Annotated in this window: 20 protein-coding genes; 8 read left to right on the top strand and 12 right to left on the bottom strand. The window is 71.8% G+C overall.

Annotated elements, in window-relative coordinates:
* The first annotated feature begins 80 nt into the window (after positions 1 to 80).
* Positions 81 to 674 carry a nucleotidyltransferase family protein gene (locus tag PV682_RS04815; RefSeq protein ID WP_319724374.1) on the top strand — a complete coding sequence of 198 codons (594 nt, stop codon included), beginning with the start codon at positions 81 to 83 and terminating at the stop codon, positions 672 to 674.
* Positions 675 to 796: 122 nt separating this feature from the next.
* Positions 797 to 2,422, top strand: a complete 1,626-nt coding sequence (gene aceB / locus PV682_RS04810) for a malate synthase A (protein ID WP_319724372.1) — start codon at positions 797 to 799, stop codon at positions 2,420 to 2,422.
* Positions 2,423 to 2,425: 3 nt separating this feature from the next.
* On the opposite strand, the gene PV682_RS04805 is transcribed toward aceB, so the two are convergent.
* Genes PV682_RS04805 through PV682_RS04795 form a run of 3 tightly spaced genes read right to left on the bottom strand, consistent with a single transcriptional unit; the run spans position 2,426 to position 5,249 of the window.
* Positions 2,426 to 2,707, bottom strand: coding sequence for a SelT/SelW/SelH family protein (locus PV682_RS04805; RefSeq protein WP_319724369.1), 282 nt, complete (start codon positions 2,705 to 2,707; stop codon positions 2,426 to 2,428).
* A complete protein-coding gene (locus PV682_RS04800) occupies positions 2,704 to 3,612 on the bottom strand; it encodes a HipA family kinase (RefSeq protein ID WP_319724367.1) in 909 nt (302 codons plus the stop codon). Before PV682_RS04800 ends, PV682_RS04805 begins: the two co-directional genes overlap by 4 nt.
* 20 nt (positions 3,613 to 3,632) lie before the next feature.
* Positions 3,633 to 5,249 carry an IucA/IucC family protein gene (locus PV682_RS04795; RefSeq protein ID WP_407705598.1) on the bottom strand — a complete coding sequence of 539 codons (1,617 nt, stop codon included), beginning with the start codon at positions 5,247 to 5,249 and terminating at the stop codon, positions 3,633 to 3,635.
* Between the two features lie 141 nt (positions 5,250 to 5,390).
* On the opposite strand from PV682_RS04795, the gene PV682_RS04790 reads away from it, so the two are divergent.
* The 3 genes from PV682_RS04790 to PV682_RS04780 all read left to right on the top strand — a co-directional run bounded on the left by PV682_RS04790 (position 5,391) and on the right by PV682_RS04780 (position 9,069).
* On the top strand, positions 5,391 to 6,911 hold the full coding sequence (locus PV682_RS04790; protein ID WP_319724363.1) for an IucA/IucC family siderophore biosynthesis protein: 1,521 nt from the start codon (positions 5,391 to 5,393) through the stop codon (positions 6,909 to 6,911).
* Between the two features lie 110 nt (positions 6,912 to 7,021).
* On the top strand, positions 7,022 to 8,284 hold the full coding sequence (locus PV682_RS04785; RefSeq protein WP_319724361.1) for a VWA domain-containing protein: 1,263 nt from the start codon (positions 7,022 to 7,024) through the stop codon (positions 8,282 to 8,284).
* Entirely contained in the window at positions 8,284 to 9,069 is a 786-nt protein-coding gene (locus tag PV682_RS04780) for a hypothetical protein (RefSeq protein WP_319724359.1), read from the top strand. The genes PV682_RS04785 and PV682_RS04780 overlap by 1 nt, the downstream gene beginning before the upstream one ends.
* Before the next feature lie 60 nt (positions 9,070 to 9,129).
* Here the strand turns inward: PV682_RS04780 and PV682_RS04775 are convergent, their stop codons facing one another.
* Entirely contained in the window at positions 9,130 to 9,756 is a 627-nt protein-coding gene (locus PV682_RS04775) for a winged helix-turn-helix transcriptional regulator (RefSeq protein WP_319724357.1), read from the bottom strand.
* Between the two features lie 81 nt (positions 9,757 to 9,837).
* Here PV682_RS04775 and PV682_RS04770 point away from each other — a divergent pair, with 81 nt between their 5' ends.
* Complete coding sequence (locus PV682_RS04770; RefSeq protein ID WP_319724355.1) at positions 9,838 to 11,046, top strand: pyridoxal phosphate-dependent aminotransferase; 1,209 nt, start codon at positions 9,838 to 9,840, stop codon at positions 11,044 to 11,046.
* A 110-nt stretch (positions 11,047 to 11,156) separates the two neighbouring features.
* Positions 11,157 to 11,771 carry a hypothetical protein gene (locus PV682_RS04765; RefSeq protein WP_319724353.1) on the top strand — a complete coding sequence of 205 codons (615 nt, stop codon included), beginning with the start codon at positions 11,157 to 11,159 and terminating at the stop codon, positions 11,769 to 11,771.
* Between the two features lie 548 nt (positions 11,772 to 12,319).
* Here PV682_RS04765 and PV682_RS04760 read toward each other — a convergent pair.
* The 7 genes from PV682_RS04760 to PV682_RS04730 form a co-directional block, all read right to left on the bottom strand.
* Entirely contained in the window at positions 12,320 to 13,693 is a 1,374-nt protein-coding gene (locus PV682_RS04760) for an 8-oxoguanine deaminase (RefSeq protein WP_319724352.1), read from the bottom strand.
* A 19-nt stretch (positions 13,694 to 13,712) separates the two neighbouring features.
* Positions 13,713 to 14,612: a factor-independent urate hydroxylase gene (gene pucL, locus PV682_RS04755; RefSeq protein ID WP_319724350.1), complete on the bottom strand. Its 900-nt coding sequence runs from the start codon at positions 14,610 to 14,612 to the stop codon at positions 13,713 to 13,715.
* 5 nt (positions 14,613 to 14,617) lie between these two features.
* Positions 14,618 to 14,929, bottom strand: a complete 312-nt coding sequence (gene uraH / locus PV682_RS04750; RefSeq protein WP_319724348.1) for a hydroxyisourate hydrolase — start codon at positions 14,927 to 14,929, stop codon at positions 14,618 to 14,620.
* Entirely contained in the window at positions 14,926 to 15,435 is a 510-nt protein-coding gene (gene uraD, locus PV682_RS04745) for a 2-oxo-4-hydroxy-4-carboxy-5-ureidoimidazoline decarboxylase (RefSeq protein WP_319724346.1), read from the bottom strand. Before uraD ends, uraH begins: the two co-directional genes overlap by 4 nt.
* A gap of 90 nt (positions 15,436 to 15,525) precedes the next feature.
* Positions 15,526 to 15,900: a helix-turn-helix domain-containing protein gene (locus PV682_RS04740; protein ID WP_407705597.1), complete on the bottom strand. Its 375-nt coding sequence runs from the start codon at positions 15,898 to 15,900 to the stop codon at positions 15,526 to 15,528.
* Positions 15,897 to 16,157: a hypothetical protein gene (locus PV682_RS04735; protein WP_319724344.1), complete on the bottom strand. Its 261-nt coding sequence runs from the start codon at positions 16,155 to 16,157 to the stop codon at positions 15,897 to 15,899. Before PV682_RS04735 ends, PV682_RS04740 begins: the two co-directional genes overlap by 4 nt.
* A gap of 40 nt (positions 16,158 to 16,197) precedes the next feature.
* The gene (locus PV682_RS04730; protein ID WP_319724342.1) at positions 16,198 to 16,521 is read right to left on the bottom strand and encodes a hypothetical protein; all 324 of its coding nucleotides are present in this window, start codon (positions 16,519 to 16,521) and stop codon (positions 16,198 to 16,200) included.
* Positions 16,522 to 16,654: 133 nt separating this feature from the next.
* Between PV682_RS04730 and PV682_RS04725 the strand changes: the two genes are divergently transcribed.
* On the top strand, positions 16,655 to 17,473 hold the full coding sequence (locus tag PV682_RS04725) for a TIM barrel protein (protein WP_319724340.1): 819 nt from the start codon (positions 16,655 to 16,657) through the stop codon (positions 17,471 to 17,473).
* A gap of 318 nt (positions 17,474 to 17,791) precedes the next feature.
* Here PV682_RS04725 and PV682_RS04720 read toward each other — a convergent pair whose 3' ends face one another.
* A complete protein-coding gene (locus tag PV682_RS04720; RefSeq protein ID WP_319724338.1) occupies positions 17,792 to 19,411 on the bottom strand; it encodes an AMP-binding protein in 1,620 nt (539 codons plus the stop codon).
* Positions 19,412 to 19,434: the final 23 nt, after the last annotated feature.

Genomic DNA, 19,434 nt, shown 5'->3' with positions numbered 1-19,434 from the left:
CGGCGCGGCGCCACACAAAGGACGGAAAATCAGCCCCCCACGCGCACGCGCGGGAGGGCCGGTCCAGGTATGCAGGAGGGATGACGCACAACGAAGTCCAGGTAGCTGCTCTGCTGCTCGCGGCGGGCGGCGGCCGGCGCCTCGGCGGACGCCCCAAGGCGCTCCTCCCGCACAGGGGCCGCCCGCTGGTCGAACACGCCGTGACGACACTCCGTGCGGCCGGTCTCGCGCGCGTGCACGTCGTCCTGGGCGCCGCCGCCGGCACCGTACGGGACACGGCCCGCCTGGAGGGCTGCGTCCTCGTCGGGAACCCGGCGTGGGAGGAGGGCATGGGGTCGTCGCTGCGGGCGGGGCTGGCGTCGGTCGCCCGCACGCGCGCGCGTGCGGTGCTCGTGTCGCTGGTGGACCAGCCGGGGATCGGCCCGGAGGCGGTGCGGCGGGTGGTGGAGGCGTACGAGGACGAGGGGTCGCTGGTGTCGGCCGCCTACGACGGGGTACGCGGGCATCCCGTGCTGTTCGGGTCGGCGCACTGGGCGGGGGTCTCAGAGGCCGCCACGGGGGATCAGGGGGCCCGCGCGTACCTGAGGGGGCATCGGGTGCGGCTCGTGGAGTGCGGGGACGTCGCGGAGGCGTACGACATCGACGTCGAGGCGGATCTGGGGCGGCTGGAGTGAGCCACGGCACCCTGCGTGTCCCCCGCCCCGGCAGACCATTGAAGTTCCACGATGAGGAAACTAGTATCCACTCAGCAGAATCTCGCCCCTCGAAGCGCACCCCGCGAAGGAAGTGACCGCTCATGTCCGCACCGGCGCCGTCCCCGCTGACCCTCGTCGACGTCGAACCCCTGCCCCGGCAGGAGGAGGTCCTGACGGACGCGGCGCTCGCTTTCGTGGCGGAGCTGCACCAGCGCTTCACCCCGCGCCGCGCCGAGCTCCTCGCCCGGCGCGCGGAGCGCCGCGCCGAGATCGCCCGCACCTCGACGCTGGACTTCCTCCCGGAGACGGCCGCGATCCGCACGGACGAGTCGTGGCGGGTCGCCCCCTCCCCCGCCGCCCTGAACGACCGCCGCGTCGAGATCACGGGCCCCACCGACCGCAAGATGACGATCAACGCCCTCAACTCGGGCGCGAAGATCTGGCTCGCGGACTTCGAGGACGCCTCGGCGCCGACCTGGGAGAACGTGGTCCTCGGCCAGCTGAACCTGTCCGACGCGTACCGCCGGAACATCGACTTCACGGACGAGCGCACCGGCAAGTCGTACGCCCTGCGCCCGGACGACGAACTCGCCACGGTCGTCATGCGCCCGCGCGGCTGGCACCTCAACGAGCGCCACCTCGTCGACGCGAACGGCGACCAAGTCCCGGGCGCCTTCGTCGACTTCGGCCTGTACTTCTTCCACAACGCGCAGCGCCTGATCGACCTCGGCAAGGGCCCGTACTTCTACCTCCCGAAGACGGAGTCCCACCTCGAAGCCCGCCTGTGGAACGAGGTGTTCGTCTTCGCGCAGGACTACGTCGGCATCCCGCAGGGCACGATCCGCGCGACCGTCCTGATCGAAACCATCACCGCGGCCTACGAGATGGAGGAGATCCTCTACGAACTCCGCGACCACGCCTCGGGGTTGAACGCGGGCCGCTGGGACTACCTGTTCTCCATCGTGAAGAACTTCCGTGACGGCGGGGACCGGTTCATCCTCCCGGACCGCAACCTGGTCACGATGACGGCCCCGTTCATGCGCGCGTACACCGAACTCCTCGTCCGCACCTGCCACAAGCGCGGCGCGCACGCGATCGGCGGCATGGCCGCGTTCATCCCGTCCCGCCGGGACGCGGAGGTCAACAAGGTCGCGTTCGAGAAGGTCCGCGCGGACAAGGACCGTGAGGCGAACGACGGTTTCGACGGCTCCTGGGTCGCGCACCCCGACCTGGTCCCGATCGCGCTGGAGTCCTTCGACCGGGTCCTCGGCGAGAAGCCGAACCAGAAGGACCGGCTCCGCGAGGACGTCCACGTCGAGGCCGCCGACCTCATCGCGATCGACTCGCTCGACGCGAAGCCGACGTACGACGGACTCGTCAACGCCGTTCAGGTGGGCGTGCGTTACATCGAGGCGTGGCTGCGCGGGCTCGGCGCGGTCGCCATCTTCAACCTCATGGAGGACGCGGCCACCGCCGAGATCTCCCGCTCGCAGATCTGGCAGTGGATCGACGCGGGGGTCCGGTTCGAGAACGGCCAGAAGGCGACCCCGGAGCTGGTCCGGACGATCGCCGCCGACGAACTCTCCGCCATCAAGGCCGAGTTGGGTGAGGACGCCTTCAACTCCGGTCACTGGCAGCAGGCGCACGACCTCCTGCTCCAGGTCTCCCTCGACGACGACTACGCGGACTTCCTGACGCTGCCCGCCTACGAACAGCTCAAGGGCTGAGCCTCACAAGGGTTTTGAGCGTTCCGAGTGGCCCAGGGTCTTGCCCGGGGCCACTCGGTCGCGTACGGCCTTCTTCACCGCCGTCGGCTCCGGGAACCCGTTCACGCGCCGGTCCCACACGACCTCGCCGTTCGCCCGCACGACGAACACCCCGCCCGTGCCCGGCTTCAGGGCGAGCTCCGTCAACTCCCCCTCGAACGTGGTCAGCAGCTCCTGCGCGAGCCAGGCCGCGCGCGGCAGCCAGCGGCACTGGGTGCAGTACTCGATCTCGACACGGCCACTCATCCGAGGTGCACCGACCAATCCTGTTCGGCCGCGGGCTTGCCGTGCAGGTCGGGGACCTGCTTGAGCCACGCGGGGCGTCCCTTCTGGTTCGCCGCGGCGCGCAGGGCGTTCTCGGCGGCGAGTTCCTCCCGGGTCGGGAAGTCGGTGGGCAGCCACCGCGCGGAGGCCCGTACGCGGGCGTGCAGGTAGGCGACGTACGCCTCGCGGGCCTCGGCGGGCGTCGCGAAGTCCTCGGTGAGCCACGCGTCGGGGACCTCGGCGACGATCGTCCGCAGCAGCTCTTCCGTGACTTTCGGGGCGAGTTCGGCGTCGGCGGCGCGGACGTCGGGGGCGTACGTGCCGAGGGCGTGGTGGCGGAAGTCGTACGCCTTCTCGGGCTCCGAGGCGTCCCAGCGGTGGTGGAAGACGAGGGCCGCGCCGTGGTCGATGAGCCACAGCCGGGGCGGGGTGACGCCGATCGTGGGCCACACCATCAGGTTCGAGCTGTGCACGGTGCGGTCGACGTTGACGGTGAGCGCGTCGAGCCAGACGACGCGGCCGGCCTCCAGAGAATCGACAGCAAACGCTTGTGCAACATCCGGCGTGAAGTCGCGGGCGCCCGGCAGGTAATCCATGCCGAGGTTGAGGCCGGCGCTCGCCGCGTGCAGGTCGCGGACCTCCTGGTGCGGTTCCCCGTCCGCGATCCGGGGATCGAAGTGGACCAGCACCAGTTCCGGGAACCGCAGCCCCAGCGCCCGCGCCAGCTCCCCCACGATCACCTCGGCGACCAGCGCCTTGCGGCCCTGCGCCGATCCCGTGAACTTCACGACGTACGTCCCCAGGTCGTCGGCCTCGACGACACCGGGCACGGAACCGCCCGACCTGAGGGGGGTCACGTATCGGACGGCAGTCACTTCGCGCAGCACAGGGGCCAGCCTAAGGCAGGTCAGGGGCTCGCCATCGGGTTCGGGAGCGGCAGGTAGCGGGCGTCCGCGCCGTCCGCGCGGGTCCAGCGCAGGAGGAGGTTCGTCTTGCCGGGGAGCGTCGGGGACGACAGGAGCGCCCTCGCCTCGGGGAGGTCGTACCGCTCGAACTCCCCGCGTACGGCGGGCCAGGGGGCGAAACCCGGGTGGTGTTCGGCGAGGGCGGCGGCGGTCTCGGTGAGGTGGTTGACGACGAGCGTGTACACGAGGCGCTCCCAGCCGGCCGCGCGGTCGACGTCGGTGAGGAGCTTGACGCCCTCCGCGTCGCGGTAGAGGGCCTGGACGGGGGTGCCTTCGGCGTCCACGGCGATCAGGGTGTTCTGGGCGTGGGCTTCGAGGACGACGCCGTTTGCGAAACCGGTTACCGCGGGTTGTACGACGGCCCTGAGGTACGCCGCCCACCAGCCCTCGGGGTCGGTCGTGGCCGCCAGGGGGTTGCCGTCGAAGCCCTCCGCGAGGGCCGCCGCGAGGAGCGGGGTCGTGGTGAGGCCGCCGAAGCCGTCGCGGACCAGGACGGCGAGTTCCTCGAAGGCGAAGGCGGCGGTGCGGTAGCCGCGGTCGCTCAGCCACGCGCCGGGCAGGGCGCGGGCCGCCGCCTCGTCCGTGCGGCGGAGTTTCCGCAGGTCGTGGGCCCAGAGACGGCGGATGTCGTTGGTGATGCGGACGTCCAGGCTGAACTTGAGGAACAGGTCGCGCGCGGGGGTGTAGACGGTGCGGATCGCGGCGGTCGGCCAGGCGTCGGGGGCGGTCGTGCCGAGGTGGATCAGCCGCTTTTCCGCAACCGCTTGCTGCAACGCCCCGCCGAGGAGGTCGAGCTGCCAGGGGTGCGCGGGGAGCAGGCGGTAGCCGGGCGGGGCCGCGCCGAGGGCGTCCAGCGCGGAGACGTCGCCCTCCTCGACGACCTGGTCCTCGCGGACGCCGAGCAGGGCGAGCGGGAAAGCGGCGTACACCTCGGGGGCGTACGGCAGCCAGGTCGCGGCCGGTCCGCCGCCGCGCGCCTTGGGGGCGGGGTGGTAGGGGTGGCCGGTGACCAGGGACTGCTCGGAACGGCGGTACGGGTCCTTCGGCGGTGCGGCGTGCGCGCGGGCTTCGAGGATCGCGGCGACGACGTCACGGCTGTCGAGCATCTCGGCGGGGAGGTCGGGGTTGTCGAGGCCGGTGTGGAGGCGGAGTTCTTCGGCTACGAGGTGTACGAGGGCGGGGTGGTCGAGGGGGCGGCCGGGGGCCGGGGCGGGGGCAGCGGCCGTGGGGTGGTCGAGGGGGTGACCGGGAGCCGGGTCGGGGGCAGCGTCCGCGGGCTTGCCGGAGTGGGAGCCGCCGCCCGGCTCCAGGTCCGCGCCCTCCTCAAGCCGTGCGCCGCCGTCCCCCGCGAGCGCCGAGCCGCCGGTCAACTCCGGTTGTGTCGGCCTGCGTTCGCCCCTCACCCTCAGCAGCCGTCCGCTCGGCAGGCGGTGGACGCCGGGTTCGGGCGTCGGCTCCGCGAGCTCCCGCAGGAGGCAGTTCAGCAGGGGTGCGGCGGCGTACGCGTCGGCGGTCGGGGGGTGGGCAGTCACTCGGTGCACTCGTTCTCTACGGTCCATGCGGGGGGCTCTGCGGTCCCCGCGGGCGGGGGCGATCGGTATCGCCGTGGGCACAGCCTGCCATGACACCCTCCGTACGCTTCCGTCCGTATCGCCCGCAGTCCCGCCCCCCGCAGCCGTCTCGCCCCTAGGAGCCCGTCCGTGCACCGTCCCCCCGCCGCCGAGGCCGTGATCGCGGCCGAACTGGCCGTCCACCGGCCGGACCTCGGCCCCCGGTACACGGCCGAGCTGCCCGGTGCGCGCGCCGCCGTCCTGACCCGGCTGTGGCGTGCCCTCACCCACGAGCCCCTCCCCTGGATCGCCGCCCACGAGGCGGCCGGGGTGCTGCGTCTCGCGGACGGCCGCCGCCTGCACGGCCCGTCCCCGGACCCGTTCGCGACGGACGGGTACGTCGATGCCGTGCGGCTGGACGGTGCCGGGTACGACGATCCCGCGCGCCTGATGACGGACCTGGGCGTTCCGCACGCGGCGGGCTTCGCGGCCGAACTCGCGCACAGCACGGCGTCGTTGGCGCTGTCCCGGGCCAACCAGGAGGCGCCCGGCGAGGGTTGGCCGGTCTCGGACTGGGAGTGGGAGCAGCGGGTGGTGGACGGTCACCCGTACCACCCCAACTGCCGTTCCCGGCCGGGCTTCTCGGTGGCGGAGCAGCTCGCGTACGGGCCGGAGCACCGCCCGGAGGTACGGCTGAGCCTGGTCCCCGTGCCGGTCGAGGAGTGCCTCGTGTCGGGCGTGTGGCCGGAGGAACTGCGGGACGGTGCGCGCCTGTTGATCCCGGTGCACCCCTGGCAGGCCCGGCACATCCTGAAGCGCACGGCCGACGCGGGCCCGACGGCGCACCCCTCGACCGACGCGGGTCTGACCGCGCACCCCCTGATGTCCCTGCGCACGCTCGCCCTCCCGGGCGGCGGCCCGCATGTGAAGACGGCGCTCAGCGCGCGCCTGACCTCCTCCGTGCGGGACATCTCGACCGGCTCGGTGCTCGCTTCGGCGACCCTCTCGGCGTTCGCGGAGACGGTCGCCGCGCGCACGGGCGGCCTGCTGCACGTGACCCGCACCCCGGGCGCGGCGACGGCCGACTCCCCCGACCTCGCGGCGGTCTGGCGCGAGTCGCCGCAGCGGTACGCGGCCCCCGGTGAGCGCATCGTCCCGGTGGCGGCGCTCCCGTTCACCGGACTCCCCGCCCGGCAGGGCTGGTTGGCGGACCTCGCCCGGATCTGCCTGACGGTCGGCCTGCAACTCCTCGACCTGGGGGTGGCGTTGGAGGCGCACGGGCAGAACCTCCTGGTCGTCCTGTCGGCGGACGGCACCCCGCTGCGGCTGGTGTACCGGGACCTCGCGGACATCAGGGTCAGCCCAACCCGCCTGGCCCGGTGCAGAATCGCGCTCCCGGATCTCCCCGAGCGCATCCTCACGGACGACGTGACGGCCCTGCGCGGCAAGCTGTTCGGCTCGCTGGTGGCGGGCGCGCTCGGCGCGACGGCGGGGAGCCGTACGGCACTTGCCGAGGCGCTGGAGGCGGCCGTGCCCGATCTGCCGCCGACGGCGGATCTCGCGGCCCTGCGTGAACAGCCGCTGCCCACCAAGGCGTTGACGCTGATGCGGCTGTCGCCGGGGGTGAGCGGGGATCAATGGGCGCTGCTGCCCAACCCGTTGAAGAGCTGACCGCGCCTCCCAAAGGCGTTGTTTCCCCGGACGTTCCCCGGGGTTGTCCCGAAAGCCCCCTGCCGGGGCCCGTTTTGAAGCGGAGCGTCCCCGCTCAATAAGATCCGTCGATGATCAGAACACAACGGCTGGCGGCGGGAGTCTGCGCCCTGCTCGCCTCGTTCGCGGTCGGGCTCGCGTTCCCGACCGCGGCGGCGGCCGACGAAACCACCGCTCTCTCGCCCAAGGTCGACCTGGTGCTCGACGTCAGCGGCTCCATGCGGACAAAGGACATGGACGGCGGGACGCGGATGGCCGCGGCCAAGCAGGCGTTCAACGAGGTGCTCGACGCGACCCCGGAGACCGTCCTGCTCGGCATCCGCACCCTCGGGGCCAACTACCCGGGCGACGACCAGAAGACGGGCTGCAAGGACACCTCGCAGCTCTACAAGGTCGGCCCGCTGGACCGCACCGAGGCGAAGGCGGCGGTGGCGACGCTCTCCCCGACCGGCTGGACGCCGATCGGCCCGGCGCTGCTCGCGGCGGCGGACGACCTGGAGGGCGGCACCGGCTCGAAGCGGATCGTGCTGATCAGCGACGGCGAGGACACCTGCGCGCCGCTCGACCCCTGCGTGGTGGCCCGGGAGATCGCGGCCAAGGGCATCGGGCTGACCATCGACACGCTGGGCCTGGTGCCCAACACGAAGATGCGCCAGCAGCTCAGCTGCATCGCGGAGGCGACCGGCGGGACGTACACGTCGGTCGAGCACACCACCGAACTCACCGACAAGGTCAACCAGTTGGTGGACCGGGCGGCGGCGCCCGTGGTGACGCCGGTCGCGACGACGGGCGGGGCGACCTGTGCGAGCGCGCCGGTCCTCAAGTCCGGTCTGTACACGGACCGTACGGAGTTCGCGCAGCAGCGCTGGTACAAGGTCGAGGTCAAGCCGGGCCAGGAGCTGCGGAGTTCGGTGAGTGTGTCGGCCGACCGGGCCGTGAACCCCAACTACGGGCTGCTGGTGCGGGCGGTGACGCGGAGCGGGCGGGAGATCGTGCGCGGCGAGGCGTCGGGCACGGGACGGACGGACGTGCTGTCCACGGGACTTCGCTACCCGAAGGAGGACAGCGACGAGGACGACGCTCCCGCCGAGACGGTGTGCGTCCAGGTCACCAACTCCTTCTCCCCGGCCGCCGGGGTGAAGACGACGCCGGGTCTGCCGCTGGAGCTGACGGTGGACGTCGTGGACGGGCCGTCGCAGGCGAGCGACGTCGCCTCGTTCGGCCTCGGCCGCGGCTGGTGGCTGCTCGGCGTGCTGGTGCTCGTCGGGTTCCTGGCGGGTGTGCTGTGGGGCTGGCTCTCGCGCTGGCGTGTCGCGGTGTGGAGGACCAACTGATGCGTGCTGTAGGACTGTTGAGTGCCGCTCTGCTGACGCTGGGCCTCGCCGCGGCCCCGGCCGCCGCCGACTCCCCCTCCCCGAGCCCGTCCGGTGACGTCAAGGTGCCGACCTCGGCGGGCACGTCGTTCCGTACGGCGGCCGAGATCGAGCAGGGCCGGACGGCCACGGCCAGCGGCTCGACCGGCGACTACATGTACTGGTCGTTCCCCGCCGACGCGGGCCAACGCCCCACCGTCAAGGCCACGTTGAAGCTCCCCGAGGCCCACACGGGCCAGACCTGGCAGCTCGACGTGTACGACGGTCTGCGCCGCCGTCAGGCGTGCCAGTACGGCGCGCAGACGCACACCGCCGCGCAGGGCACCGGCTCCCTCGAACTCGCCTGCGTGCTGCGGACGGTGCGGTCCTGGTCGGAGCCGTGGGCCAACGACCCGCTGCCCGGCACGTACTACGTCCGTCTGACCACCGTCGGCGTGAAGACCGCCGACCTCGGGCTGCCGGTCTCCGCCGAACTCCGCGTGGACTCCCAGCACATCGGCGGTGCGGCGGCGGTCGACGGGTGGCTGTCCGAGCCGCTGGTGCCGGGGGTCGCGGTCACGAAGGCGGAGGACTCCAAGGCGACGCTGTTCAGCCTCGAACCCGAGGACGGGTGGGCGTCCGGATGGTGGTCGAGCCGGTGGGTGTGGACCGGAGTCGGTGCCATTCTGGCCGCGCTCGCCGGGATCGGCGGGTATGCGCTGACCCGGGGTACGGGGAGGCCGTCGCGGGTGCCGCCGGGCGCCTGAACCCATGGTGACGGATCGTCAGGATGCCCGCCTCTTCAGGGAGGTGGGCATCTTCGCGTCTCACGCCTCCCGCAGCGTCTTGGCGATGGCCCCGTCGCCGCCCACCTCGACGCGGCCCGCGCGGACGGCGTCCAGGAGGCTCAGCTCCCCTCGCGCTATGGCCGTGCACGTCGACGTGTCGAGGGCGAGGTCGGCGTCCGCCTCGACGGGGGCGGCGCCGTCGCCGTACACCGGGCCCCGCGTCTCACCGACGTACAGGTGGAACTCTCCTTCGTCCAGGCGTACTTGGACGACGCCTTGGCCCTCCAGGGCGCGGGCGAGGGGCAGGGCGAACCAGTGGGCGCGGACCGCGTCGGTGGGGCGGCGGTCGTTCAGCTCGCTCTCGCCCCACGCGCCGAGCGCCTGGAGGACCGGCAGCAACTCCCGGCCGCGCGGGGTGAGTTCGTACACGTACGCCGCGCCGGGCGGGGGGAGCTTGCGGCGGCCCGCGATGCCGTCCCGCTCCATGTCCTTCAGCCGGGAGGCGAGGACGTCCGTGCTGACGCCGGGGAGGTCGGCATGCAGGTCGGTGTAGCGGCGCGGGCCGGCGAGCAACTCCCGGACGATCAGCAGAGTCCAGCGGTCGCCGACGACGTCGAGCGCGCGAGCGGCGGAACAGTACTGGTCGTAGCTTCGGCGAGGTGACATGCGACGCAGTCTAGACATGTTGTTGGACTTTCCAAGCTCCCACTTGGTAAAACCAAGCAACACGAGTTCCCGGAGGGACGCATGGAGTTCCGGCAGTCGAACAAGCTCAGCGAGGTCTGCTACGAGATCCGCGGGCCGGTGATCGAGCACGCCAACGCGCTGGAGGATGCGGGGCACAGCGTGCTGCGCCTCAACACCGGCAACCCCGCACTCTTCGGGTTCGAGGCGCCCGAGGAGATCGTCCAGGACATGATCCGGATGCTCCCCCAGGCGCACGGCTACACCGACTCGCGCGGCATCCTCTCCGCGCGCCGCGCCGTCGCGCAGCGGTACCAGAACCTCGGCCTCGAAGTCGACGTCGACAGCGTCTACTTGGGCAACGGCATCTCCGAGCTCATCTCGATGGCCGTCCAGGCGCTCATCGAGGACGGCGACGAAATCCTCATCCCCGCGCCGGACTTCCCCCTCTGGACCGCCGTCACCACCCTCGCGGGCGGCAAGGCCGTGCACTACGTCTGCGACGAGGGGTCCGACTGGAACCCCGACCTCGCGGACATGGCGTCGAAGATCACCGACCGCACGAAGGCCGTCGTGATCATCAACCCCAACAACCCGACGGGCGCGGTGTATCCGAAGGAGGTCGTCGAAGGCATCCTCGACCTCGCCCGGCGCCATGGCCTGATGGTCTTCGCCGACGAGATCTACGACCAGATCCTCTACGACGACGCCGTCCACCACTCGGCCGCGGCCCTCGCGCCCGACCTGGTCGTCCTGACGTTCTGCGGCCTCTCGAAGACGTACCGCGTGGCGGGCTTCCGCTCGGGCTGGCTGGTCGTGACCGGTCCCACCCAGCACGCGAAGAACTACCTGGAGGGCCTCACGATGCTGGCGTCCATGCGCCTGTGCGCGAACGCGCCCGCGCAGTACGCCATCCAAGCGGCCCTCGGCGGACGCCAGTCGATCAACGACCTCACCGCGCCCGGGGGCCGCCTCTACGAGCAACGTGACGTGGCCTGGCGCAAGTTGAACGAGATCCCCGGCGTCTCCTGCGTCCGCCCCAAGGGCTCCCTCTACGCCTTCCCCCGCCTCGACCCCAAGATCTACCCCATCCACGACGACGAAAAGTTCGTCCTGGACCTCCTCCTGCGCGAGAAGATCCAGGTCGTCCAGGGCACCGGCTTCAACTGGCCGACCCCGGACCACTTCCGCATCCTCACCCTCCCCCACGCGGACGACCTGGAGGCGGCGATCGGAAGGATCGGGCGGTTCCTCAGCGGGTATCGGCAGTAAGGGCTCGGGGCAGTCCGTGGGCCGCCCTCCTCGCGGACGCCCCCGCCGGCCGGCCCGGCCCGGTTGTCAGACCTGCGTCGTAGCCTTCTGAGCAGGAGAGGAGGTACGACGTGATACGACCGCCGACGGCCGCTCAGCGGCGGGTGATCGACGCCGCCGAGCCGGTCACCGGGCGGCTGAGGGGGACGGCCGCGCAGCTTGAGGGGCTGGTGAAGCGGGGGCTCGCGTTCCGGCATCCCCGGCCGCCGCACGAGTACTTCCTGACCCCGGCGGGCCAGCGCGTGCGGGAGGAGCCCGTGCAGCGGACGGCCCCCGCGCCGCCTCCGGACACCGGGGTCTTCGCGGCGCGCGTCGGAGGGGAGGAAGCGCCCCCCGCGAGCACCCCCGCCCGCGCCCGCGAGGTGCACAGCGCCTGGCAGGGGCTCCTGGAGCTGCGCCGGATGACCGACCCGGACGGCGACACGACCCGCCCGTGCGCCTGGGAGCGCGCGCACCTCGTCCGCGCCGCCGCGCTGGCCCTTGAGGCGGCGGGCCGGCACCCCGCCGGGCCGGACGGCGACGGCTACCGGGTCCGGGCGACACCCCAGCCGGAGGCGGTCGCGGTACACGGCCCCGAACCCACACCCTGCGCCCAGGCACTGGAGGCGGCAGGCTGGCAAGTGAGCGAACACACGGACCCGCGATCCCGGGAACGGTACCTACTGGCTTCGCCTCGCCGGAGGTGAGCCGAAGACGACGAGACCAAGAGCAGGGCGAGAGGCAAAAGCGGGGCGAAGCCGGGGGCAGGGCCAGGGCCCAGGGGAGCCAGGGGTCAAGGGCGGAGCCGGAGGCGGGGTGGAGCCGAGGAGAGCCGGGAGGGCGAAGCCGGGAGCAAGGGTCGGAGAGCGGGGGTCAAGGGCGAGGCCCAAGGCCCGGGGCCCGATGCAGGGGCCAAGGGGAGCCAGGCAGGGTCAAAAGCGAGGGCGTAGGCCCGAGGCAGGGGAGCCGGGGAGAGCCGGGAGCAAGGGGCCAAGGGCCAGGAGCCAGCCGGAGTCAAGGGCGAGGCCCGAGGCAGGGGCCAAAGAGAGGCCAGCCGAAGCCAAGGCCGAGGCCCGAGGCGAAGCCAAAGGGCAAGAGCGAGGGCGAGGCCGGAGCCGGAGGGAAGGCGGGGCTGAGGGCAAAGGCCGAGGAAGCAGGGCCGAGCCCGCCTCTATCGGCCCACCTCCATCAGTCCGCATCCACCAGCCCACCTCCATCGGCCCCCTTCCATCAGCCCGCCTCCATCAGCCCACCCCTACCGACCCGCCACGATCCCCGCCAACCTCCGCGCCTCCTTCCGCGTGGCCCGCGCAATCGTGTCCTCGTCCACCGTCAACAACCGCCCCCCCTCCACGATCTGACGCCCGTTCACGAACGACGCAGTCACCGGAGCCGCCGCCCCGAAGACCAGCGCGGTCACCGGATCGGCGATCGACGCGTGCGCCAGCGTGTCGAGACGCCACAGCACGAGGTCCGCCAGCTTGCCGGGCTCCAGGGAGCCGATCTCCCGTGCGCGGCCCAGGACTTGGGCGCCGCCGTACGTGCCGAGCCGCAGCGCCTGGCGAGCGTTCAGCGCCGCCTCCCGATGCGCCCCCAGCCGGTTGATCAGCAGGGCGTTGCGCAACTCCGTGTGCAGTTCCCCGGATTCGTTGGAGGCGGTGCCGTCGACGCCCAGACCGACCGGCACCCCCGCCGCCAGCATGTCCGGCACCCGGGCGATCCCGGCGGCCAGGCGGGCGTTGGACGAGGGGCAGTGCGCGACCCCGGTGCGCGTGCGCGCGAACGCCGCGATGTCAGAGTCGTTCATGTGGACGCAGTGCGCCATCCACACGTCCTCGCCGAGCCAGCCCGTGGACTCGAAGTAGTCCGTGGGCCCCATGCCGAAGAGCTCGTGGCAGAACTTCTCCTCCTCGACCGTCTCCGACCCGTGCGTGTGCAGGCGGACACCGAGGCGGCGGGCCAACTCGGCGCCTTGGCGCAGGAGTTCGGTGGAGACGGAGAAGGGGGAGCAGGGGGCGACGGCGACTTGGGTCATCGCGTCGGAGGACGGGTCGTGGTGGCGGCGTACCGTCTCCTCGGTCGCCGCGAGTGCGCCGTCCAGGGTTTCCACCGCGAAGTCGGGCGGCAGGCCGCCGTCGGACTCGCCCCGGTCCATCGAGCCGCGCGCGAGCGTGAAGCGGACGCCCATGTCGCTCGCGGCGCCGATGATCGCGGCGGAGAGGTCGCCGGTGCCGCGCGGGAAGACGTAGTGGTGGTCCATCGCGGTGGTGACGCCGCCGCGCGCCATCATCGCGAGGGAGCCCTCGGCCGCCGCGCGGACCATGGGCTCGTCGATGCGCGCCCAGGTCGGGTAGAGGGCGACGAGCCAGTCGAAGAGGTTGTGGTCGGTGGCCAGGCCCCTGGTGATCCACTGGTAGAAGTGGTGGTGGGTGTTGACCAGGCCGGGGGTGACGAGGTGGCCGGTCGCGTCGATACGGCGGACGACGTCCGTGAGGCCCTCGGGAGCCCGGCCCGCGCCGAGCGACTCGATACGGTTGCCGGACAGGACGAGGTAGCCGTCGGCGTACTCGGTGTCGTCGGCGTCCACGGTCGCGATCGCCGCGTTCTCGATGACGATGCGCTGGGGCATCACAGGGTCCTCCAAAGCGTCAAAGGTTGGTGAGGTCCACCGGAATCCGCGCCTCGGCGCCGTCCCGCAGGATCGTCGCCTCGATGAGGCCGTAGGGCCGGTCGGCGGCGAAGTACACCTCGTTGTCGTTCTTCAGCCCGAACGGCTTCAAGTCCACGAGGAAATGGTGCTTGTTGGGCAGCGAGAAGCGGATCTCGTCGATCTCCGGCCGGTGTTCGACGACGCGCGCGCCCATCGCGTACAGGGTCTGCTGGAGGGAGAGCGAGTACGTCTCGGCGAAGGCTTCGAGGATGTGCCGCTTCGTCTCCTCGTACGACTCCTGCCAGTCGGGCAACTGGCCTTCCGCGCCGGACCAGTTGAAGCGCCAGCGGGCGGCGACGTCGGTCGCGAGGATGCGGTCGTACGCCTCGGGGAGGGTCGTGTACTCGTCCTTGACGTAGCCCCAGAACTCGGAGTTGGTCGAGTTGAGGACAGTGAGGTCCTTCAGGCCGGATACGATCTCCCATGACGTACCGTCAAAAGTGATCTGGGCCAGGCGGGTTTCCTGTCCCTTGCGGACGAAGGAGTGCTCCCCCTCCCCCGCGTTGGCGATCCGCTCCCACGCGAACTCCTCGATCCGGACCCGCGCTCGGTGGATCGTCTCCCGCGAGGTGACGAAGTGCCGCGCGAGGTCGATGCCGAACTGCTCGGCGGAGTCGATGCCGTACTCCTTGGCGAACGCGTACACCGTGTTCTTCGTGGTGTCGGTCGGCAGGACGTTCGCGTTGGAGCCGGAGTAGTGGACCTCGGTCATGTCGCCGCTGAGGGAGACGGAGACGTTGAGGTCCTTGATGTGGTGCGTGGCGCCGTCGCGGACGACGCGGACGACTCGGGTCTCGGCCTTGCCGTACTGGTTCTGGCCGAGCAGTGCGCGGGTCATGGGTCCTAGCTCCCTCGGTAGACGGAGTAGCCGAACGGGTTCAGCAGCAGCGGTACGTGGTAGTGCTCGCCGGGTCCGACCGCGAAGGCGACCGTGACCTCGGGGAAGAACTCCGCGTCGACCTCGAAGACGAGGCGGGCGTGCGCGGTGCCCTCGGGCAGCGGCGGGAAGTCCGCGCAGCGGCCGTCCGCGTCGGTCACCGACTCGCCGACCGGCCGCCAGTCGCCCTCGGCGGAAACGGCGAGCCGCACGGTGACGCCGGTGGCCGGGCGGCCGGCCGAGGTGTCCAGGATGTGCGTGGACACGGTGCTGGTCATGCGGGATCACCTTCGACGAGTCGTACGAGCCTGATGCGGTTGATCTTGCCGAGTTCTCCCCGGACGATCTCGCGTTCGCGCTCCGGCGTGTTCCCGATCCGTTCCCGGGCGGCGTCGCGCATCCGCGTCCCGGTCAGGCCGGTCGCGCAGATCAGGAAGACGTGGCCGAAACGTTCCTGGTAGGCGAGGTTCAGTTCGAACATCTCGGCCCTCACGGCGGCGTCGGCGTCGGCCATCCCGCGCTGCTCGCGCGCGGACGCCGGGTCGCCGGGGCGGGGTCGCCCGATCGCCGGGTGCCCGGCGAGCGCCTCGTCCAGTCCGGCGTCGTCGAGTTCGTGCACGGCGGCCTCGCCGGCGTCGTACAGGGCTTCGGGGGTGGCGTACGGGCGGGACGCCAGGAGGCGGGCGGTCCAGGCCGTCGCCGCGCACACCTCGTGGAGGGCGGCTCGGGCGGCGGCCTCGGGGAGGGTGTTGAACCGGGTCAGGCCCGGGGGTGGAGGCGTCACGGCGTCAGCTAACGCCGTCGCACGAACGTTCGTCAACAGTTTGTTGAAAATTCTGGGTTACGTGCCTGTCCGGGCCCCCAAGTGAACCCTTTAGATCCCTTTGTCACGGTTCAGGTAGTTGTAGACCGTGAACCGGCTCACGCCGAGCGCGCTCGCCACCGTCTCCACCCCGTGCCGCACCGCGAACGCCCCCCGCGCCTCCAGCGTCCGGACGATCTCCTGCTTGGCCTTGCGGTCGAGGTCGGCCAGCGGTTTCCCGCGCTTCCTCTCCATCGCGGCGAGGATGTGGTCGAGGGAGTCCGCGAGCTGCGGCAGGCGTACGGCGACGGCGTCGGCGCCCGCCCAGGCGAGGACGACGTCGTCGGGGCCCGCCTCGTCGGCCGGGACCAGCTCCCCGCCGATCGCGTCGACCAGCGGTTTCACCGCCGTGATGAAGTCGTCGAGGGGGGCCACGGGCTCGCTCACACCCCCTCCCCGGCATTGCCCCCGAGGACGTTGACCTGGAGCGACACCCGGGTGGCGCCGGCCTTGAGCGCCTCGCGCAGCACGGCGTCCACGGCACCCAGGACGGCGGACGCCTCGCCCTCGGCGGTGTTGCCGAACGGGCCGACGTCGACGGCGTCCAGCTCCGCCGTGCCCAGCACCTCACGGGCCGCGAGCGCGTGGGCGGGCACCTCGTCGAGGTCGAAGGGCTCGGTCGTGAACTCCACTCTCAATCGCACGCGCTCAACCTAACGCGCGCCACCGCCGACGCGGCAGCCCTCACTTCGGGCGCCTGCGCCGGGCCCGCTGCTTCGGTGCCGCCGGGTCGCGTACGACGGCGGGTGCCGGGCCCGTCCGGTGGCCCGTGCAGCGCGGGCACCAGTAGCCGATGCCGCCCGGATAGAACTTCCAGCCCATCTCGGCGATGTAGGGAACCGCCTTCCCCGACTCGTGCATGATGTGGCCCATCAGGTCCTGCTCGATGTCGGGGCCCGGTTCCGTGATGACCAGCTCGAAGACCGCGCGCGCCTCGCAGTCGAGGCGGTCGCAGCGCAGGTAGAAGCGCACGGGGCCGGGTGCCTTGCCGTCGGTCATCAGACTCATGCGTCCACTGTCCCGGACGGGGGCGGGCGCCCGCAGGGGGTTGCCGAGGCCGCCCGGAATCCATCAGGTGTGCCCTCCGTGTGCCAGAATTCCCTTTCCGGCATACGAAAGCGGCGCACCTGGGGAGGCGGCGATGAGCTCCACGGACCGGCGCTACACCGTCAACATCTCGATCCTCTTCACCCACCTCCCCCTCCTCGAACGCCCGGCAGCCGTTGCCGCAAGCGGTTTCAGCAACGTCGAGCTGTGGTGGCCGTGGCCCGACACCCCGACGCCGGACCAGTCCGAACTCGACGCCCTGCGCGGGGCGATCACCGACGCCGGCGTCCGGCTGACCGGCCTCAACTTCTACTCCGGCCGCCTCCCCGGCCCCGACCGGGGCGCCCTCTCCCTCCCCGGCGCCGAGTCCGACCGCTTCCGCGCCAATGCCGACGTCGCCGCCGACTTCGCCGGTTCCCTGGGCTGCGGCATGCTCAACGCGCCGTACGGCAACCGGGTCGAGGGCGTCGACCCCGCCGAACAGGACGCGCTGGCCCTGGAGAACCTCGCGTACGCCGCCCGGGCCGCGCACCGGGTGGGCGCGACCCTGCTGGTCGAGGCCCTCAACCGGGTCGAGTCACCGAGGTACCCCCTGCTGAGCGCCGAGTCCGCGGTGGAGGTCGTGCACCGGGTCAACTCCCTTACGGGACTGGGCAACGCCCGCTTCCTGATGGACCTCTACCACCTCGGAGTGAACGGCGCCGACGTCCCGGCCGCGATCGACCGGTACGCGCCCGTCACCGGCCACGTCCAGATCGCCGACGCCCCGGGCCGCGGCGCCCCGGGCACGGGTTCGCTGCCGCTGGCGGCCTGGCTGGACCGGCTGACGGCGGCCGGATACGACGGGCTGGTGAGCCTGGAGTACCGGGCCGGGGACGGGCCGGGGGCCGGGGCCTTCGACTGGCTGCGCTGAACCTCCGCGCGGGAGCCGTCCGCCGGTCCGCGGCGGCCTCCGTGCGGAGATCGTCGGCAGCCTCACCAGCGTCGTACCTGCGCATAAATGCGTTACCGCACCGGTCGTAGCAGCCGTACGGCAACCTCAAATGAACCTCTGAAGAACCGCCTGAGGGCTTCAACCTGGCGTGAAACAGGGCACATTGAGTGCAGCGGGTCCTGCCGGAACGGGGGCGGCGGGTCCTGCTGACGGGGGACGGCTCGCGGCCGGGACACGGGGGAAACCGGCCGCGAGCGTCGTCGCCCCGCGAGAACGCCCCGCGAGGCCCCGCACCCTCTACGCCCCGTACGTCTCCCGCAGTTCGATCTTGCGGACCTTCCCCGACACCGTCATCGGGAACGCGTCCAGGATCCGCAGCCGGGCCGGGATCTTGTAGTGGGCGAGGCGGCCCGCGCAGTAGCCGCGGATCTCGTCCAGCGTCGGGGGGTCGTCCGCGTCGTGGGGGATGACGCAGGCGAGGACCTCTTCGCCGTACTTCTCGTGGGGGACGCCGACGATCTGGACGTCGCGGATCTTGGGGTGGGCGTAGAGGAACTCCTCGATCTCGCGCGGGTAGATGTTCTCGCCGCCCCTGATGATCATGTCCTTGATGCGGCCGACGATCTCGACGTAGCCGTCCTCGCGCATCACGGCCAGATCGCCGGTGTGCATCCAGCGGCCGGCGTCGACGGCCTCGGCGGTCCTCTCGGGCTCGTTCCAGTAGCCGAGCATCACGCTGTAGCCCCGCGTGCACAACTCGCCCGCGCGGCCCCGGGGTTGGGTGACACCGGTCGCGGGGTCGACGATCTTCACCTCGATGTGCGGCAGGACCCGGCCCACGGTCGCCGTGCGGTGTTCGAGGTCGTCGTCGCGGCGCGTCTGGAGGGAGACCGGGGACGTCTCTGTCATGCCGTAGCAGATGGAGACCTCGGCCATGTGCATCTCGGCGACGACGCGTTTCATGACCTCGACGGGGCAGGGGGACCCGGCCATGATGCCGGTGCGCAGGGTCGTGAGGTCGTACGCACCGAAGTCGGGGAGGTTCAACTCCGCGATGAACATGGTCGGTACGCCGTAGAGGGACGTGCAGCGTTCTTGCTGGACCGCGTGGAGGGTGGCGGCGGGCTCGAAGGACGGGGCGGGGATGACCATGCAGGCGCCGTGTGAAGTGGCCGCCAGGTTCGCCATCACCATGCCGAAGCAGTGGTAGAAGGGGACGGGTATGCAGATTCTGTCCTGCTCGTCGTACCCCAGCGACTCCCCCACGAAGTAACCGTTGTTGAGGATGTTGTGGTGCGAGAGCGTGGCGCCCTTGGGGAACCCCGTCGTGCCGGACGTGTACTGGATGTTGACCGGGTCGTCGCAGGACAACTCGGCCTCGCGGGCGATGAGTTCACCGCGCGGTACGGGTCCGCCGCGGGCGACGAACTCCGCCCACCCCGGGTCCCCGAAGTACACGGCTTCCCTCAAGTCGGGGCAGCGGCCCCTGACTTGCCCGATCATCGCCCGGTAGTCGCTGCCCTTGTGCGCGACCGAGGCGAACAGCAGCGAGACCCCGGCCTGGTCGAGGACGTAGGCGACCTCGTGCGTGCGGTACGCGGGGTTGATGTTGACCAGGACCGCGCCGACCCTGGCGGTCGCGTACTGCACGAGCACCCACTCGGGGGTGTTGACCGCCCACACCCCGACCCGGTCCCCCTTGCCGACCCCGCTCGCGAGCAGCGCGCACGCCAACTCCTCGACGTCGGCGGCGAATTCGGCGTACGTCCAGCGCCGCCCGGACGGCACGTCGACGAGCGCCTCCCGCGCGCCCCAACGGGCCACGGCCCGGTCGAGGTTGGCGCCGATGGTGTCGCCGAGGAGAGCGGTGGACCCGGCACCGTGGGCGTAGGAGAGACCCCCTGAGACGCCCCCCAAGACACCCCCCGAGACGCCCCCCG

The sequence above is a fragment of the Streptomyces niveiscabiei genome, assembly GCF_033794345.1.
GTDB lineage: Bacteria > Actinomycetota > Actinomycetes > Streptomycetales > Streptomycetaceae > Streptomyces > Streptomyces niveiscabiei.
The sequence above is the reverse complement of the archived record's forward strand: the minus strand, read 5'-3'. Positions and strand labels throughout refer to the sequence as shown.

What these genes read in the sequence shown, in the direction of transcription:
- PV682_RS04780 (WP_319724359.1), top strand. Translation starts at nt 8,284, where the DNA reads ATGCGTGCTGTAGGACTGTTGAGTGCCGCTCTGCTGACGCTGGGCCTC.
- PV682_RS04815 (WP_319724374.1), top strand. Translation starts at nt 81, where the DNA reads ATGACGCACAACGAAGTCCAGGTAGCTGCTCTGCTGCTCGCGGCGGGC.
- PV682_RS04785 (WP_319724361.1), top strand. Translation starts at nt 7,022, where the DNA reads ATGATCAGAACACAACGGCTGGCGGCGGGAGTCTGCGCCCTGCTCGCC.
- PV682_RS04795 (WP_407705598.1), bottom strand. Translation starts at nt 5,249, where the DNA reads ATGGACCGTAGAGAACGAGTGCACCGAGTGACTGCCCACCCCCCGACC.
- aceB (WP_319724372.1), top strand. Translation starts at nt 797, where the DNA reads ATGTCCGCACCGGCGCCGTCCCCGCTGACCCTCGTCGACGTCGAACCC.
- uraH (WP_319724348.1), bottom strand. Translation starts at nt 14,929, where the DNA reads ATGACCAGCACCGTGTCCACGCACATCCTGGACACCTCGGCCGGCCGC.
- pucL (WP_319724350.1), bottom strand. Translation starts at nt 14,612, where the DNA reads ATGACCCGCGCACTGCTCGGCCAGAACCAGTACGGCAAGGCCGAGACC.
- PV682_RS04805 (WP_319724369.1), bottom strand. Translation starts at nt 2,707, where the DNA reads ATGAGTGGCCGTGTCGAGATCGAGTACTGCACCCAGTGCCGCTGGCTG.
- PV682_RS04730 (WP_319724342.1), bottom strand. Translation starts at nt 16,521, where the DNA reads ATGAGTCTGATGACCGACGGCAAGGCACCCGGCCCCGTGCGCTTCTAC.
- PV682_RS04775 (WP_319724357.1), bottom strand. Translation starts at nt 9,756, where the DNA reads ATGTCACCTCGCCGAAGCTACGACCAGTACTGTTCCGCCGCTCGCGCG.
- PV682_RS04725 (WP_319724340.1), top strand. Translation starts at nt 16,655, where the DNA reads ATGAGCTCCACGGACCGGCGCTACACCGTCAACATCTCGATCCTCTTC.
- PV682_RS04770 (WP_319724355.1), top strand. Translation starts at nt 9,838, where the DNA reads ATGGAGTTCCGGCAGTCGAACAAGCTCAGCGAGGTCTGCTACGAGATC.
- PV682_RS04760 (WP_319724352.1), bottom strand. Translation starts at nt 13,693, where the DNA reads ATGCCCCAGCGCATCGTCATCGAGAACGCGGCGATCGCGACCGTGGAC.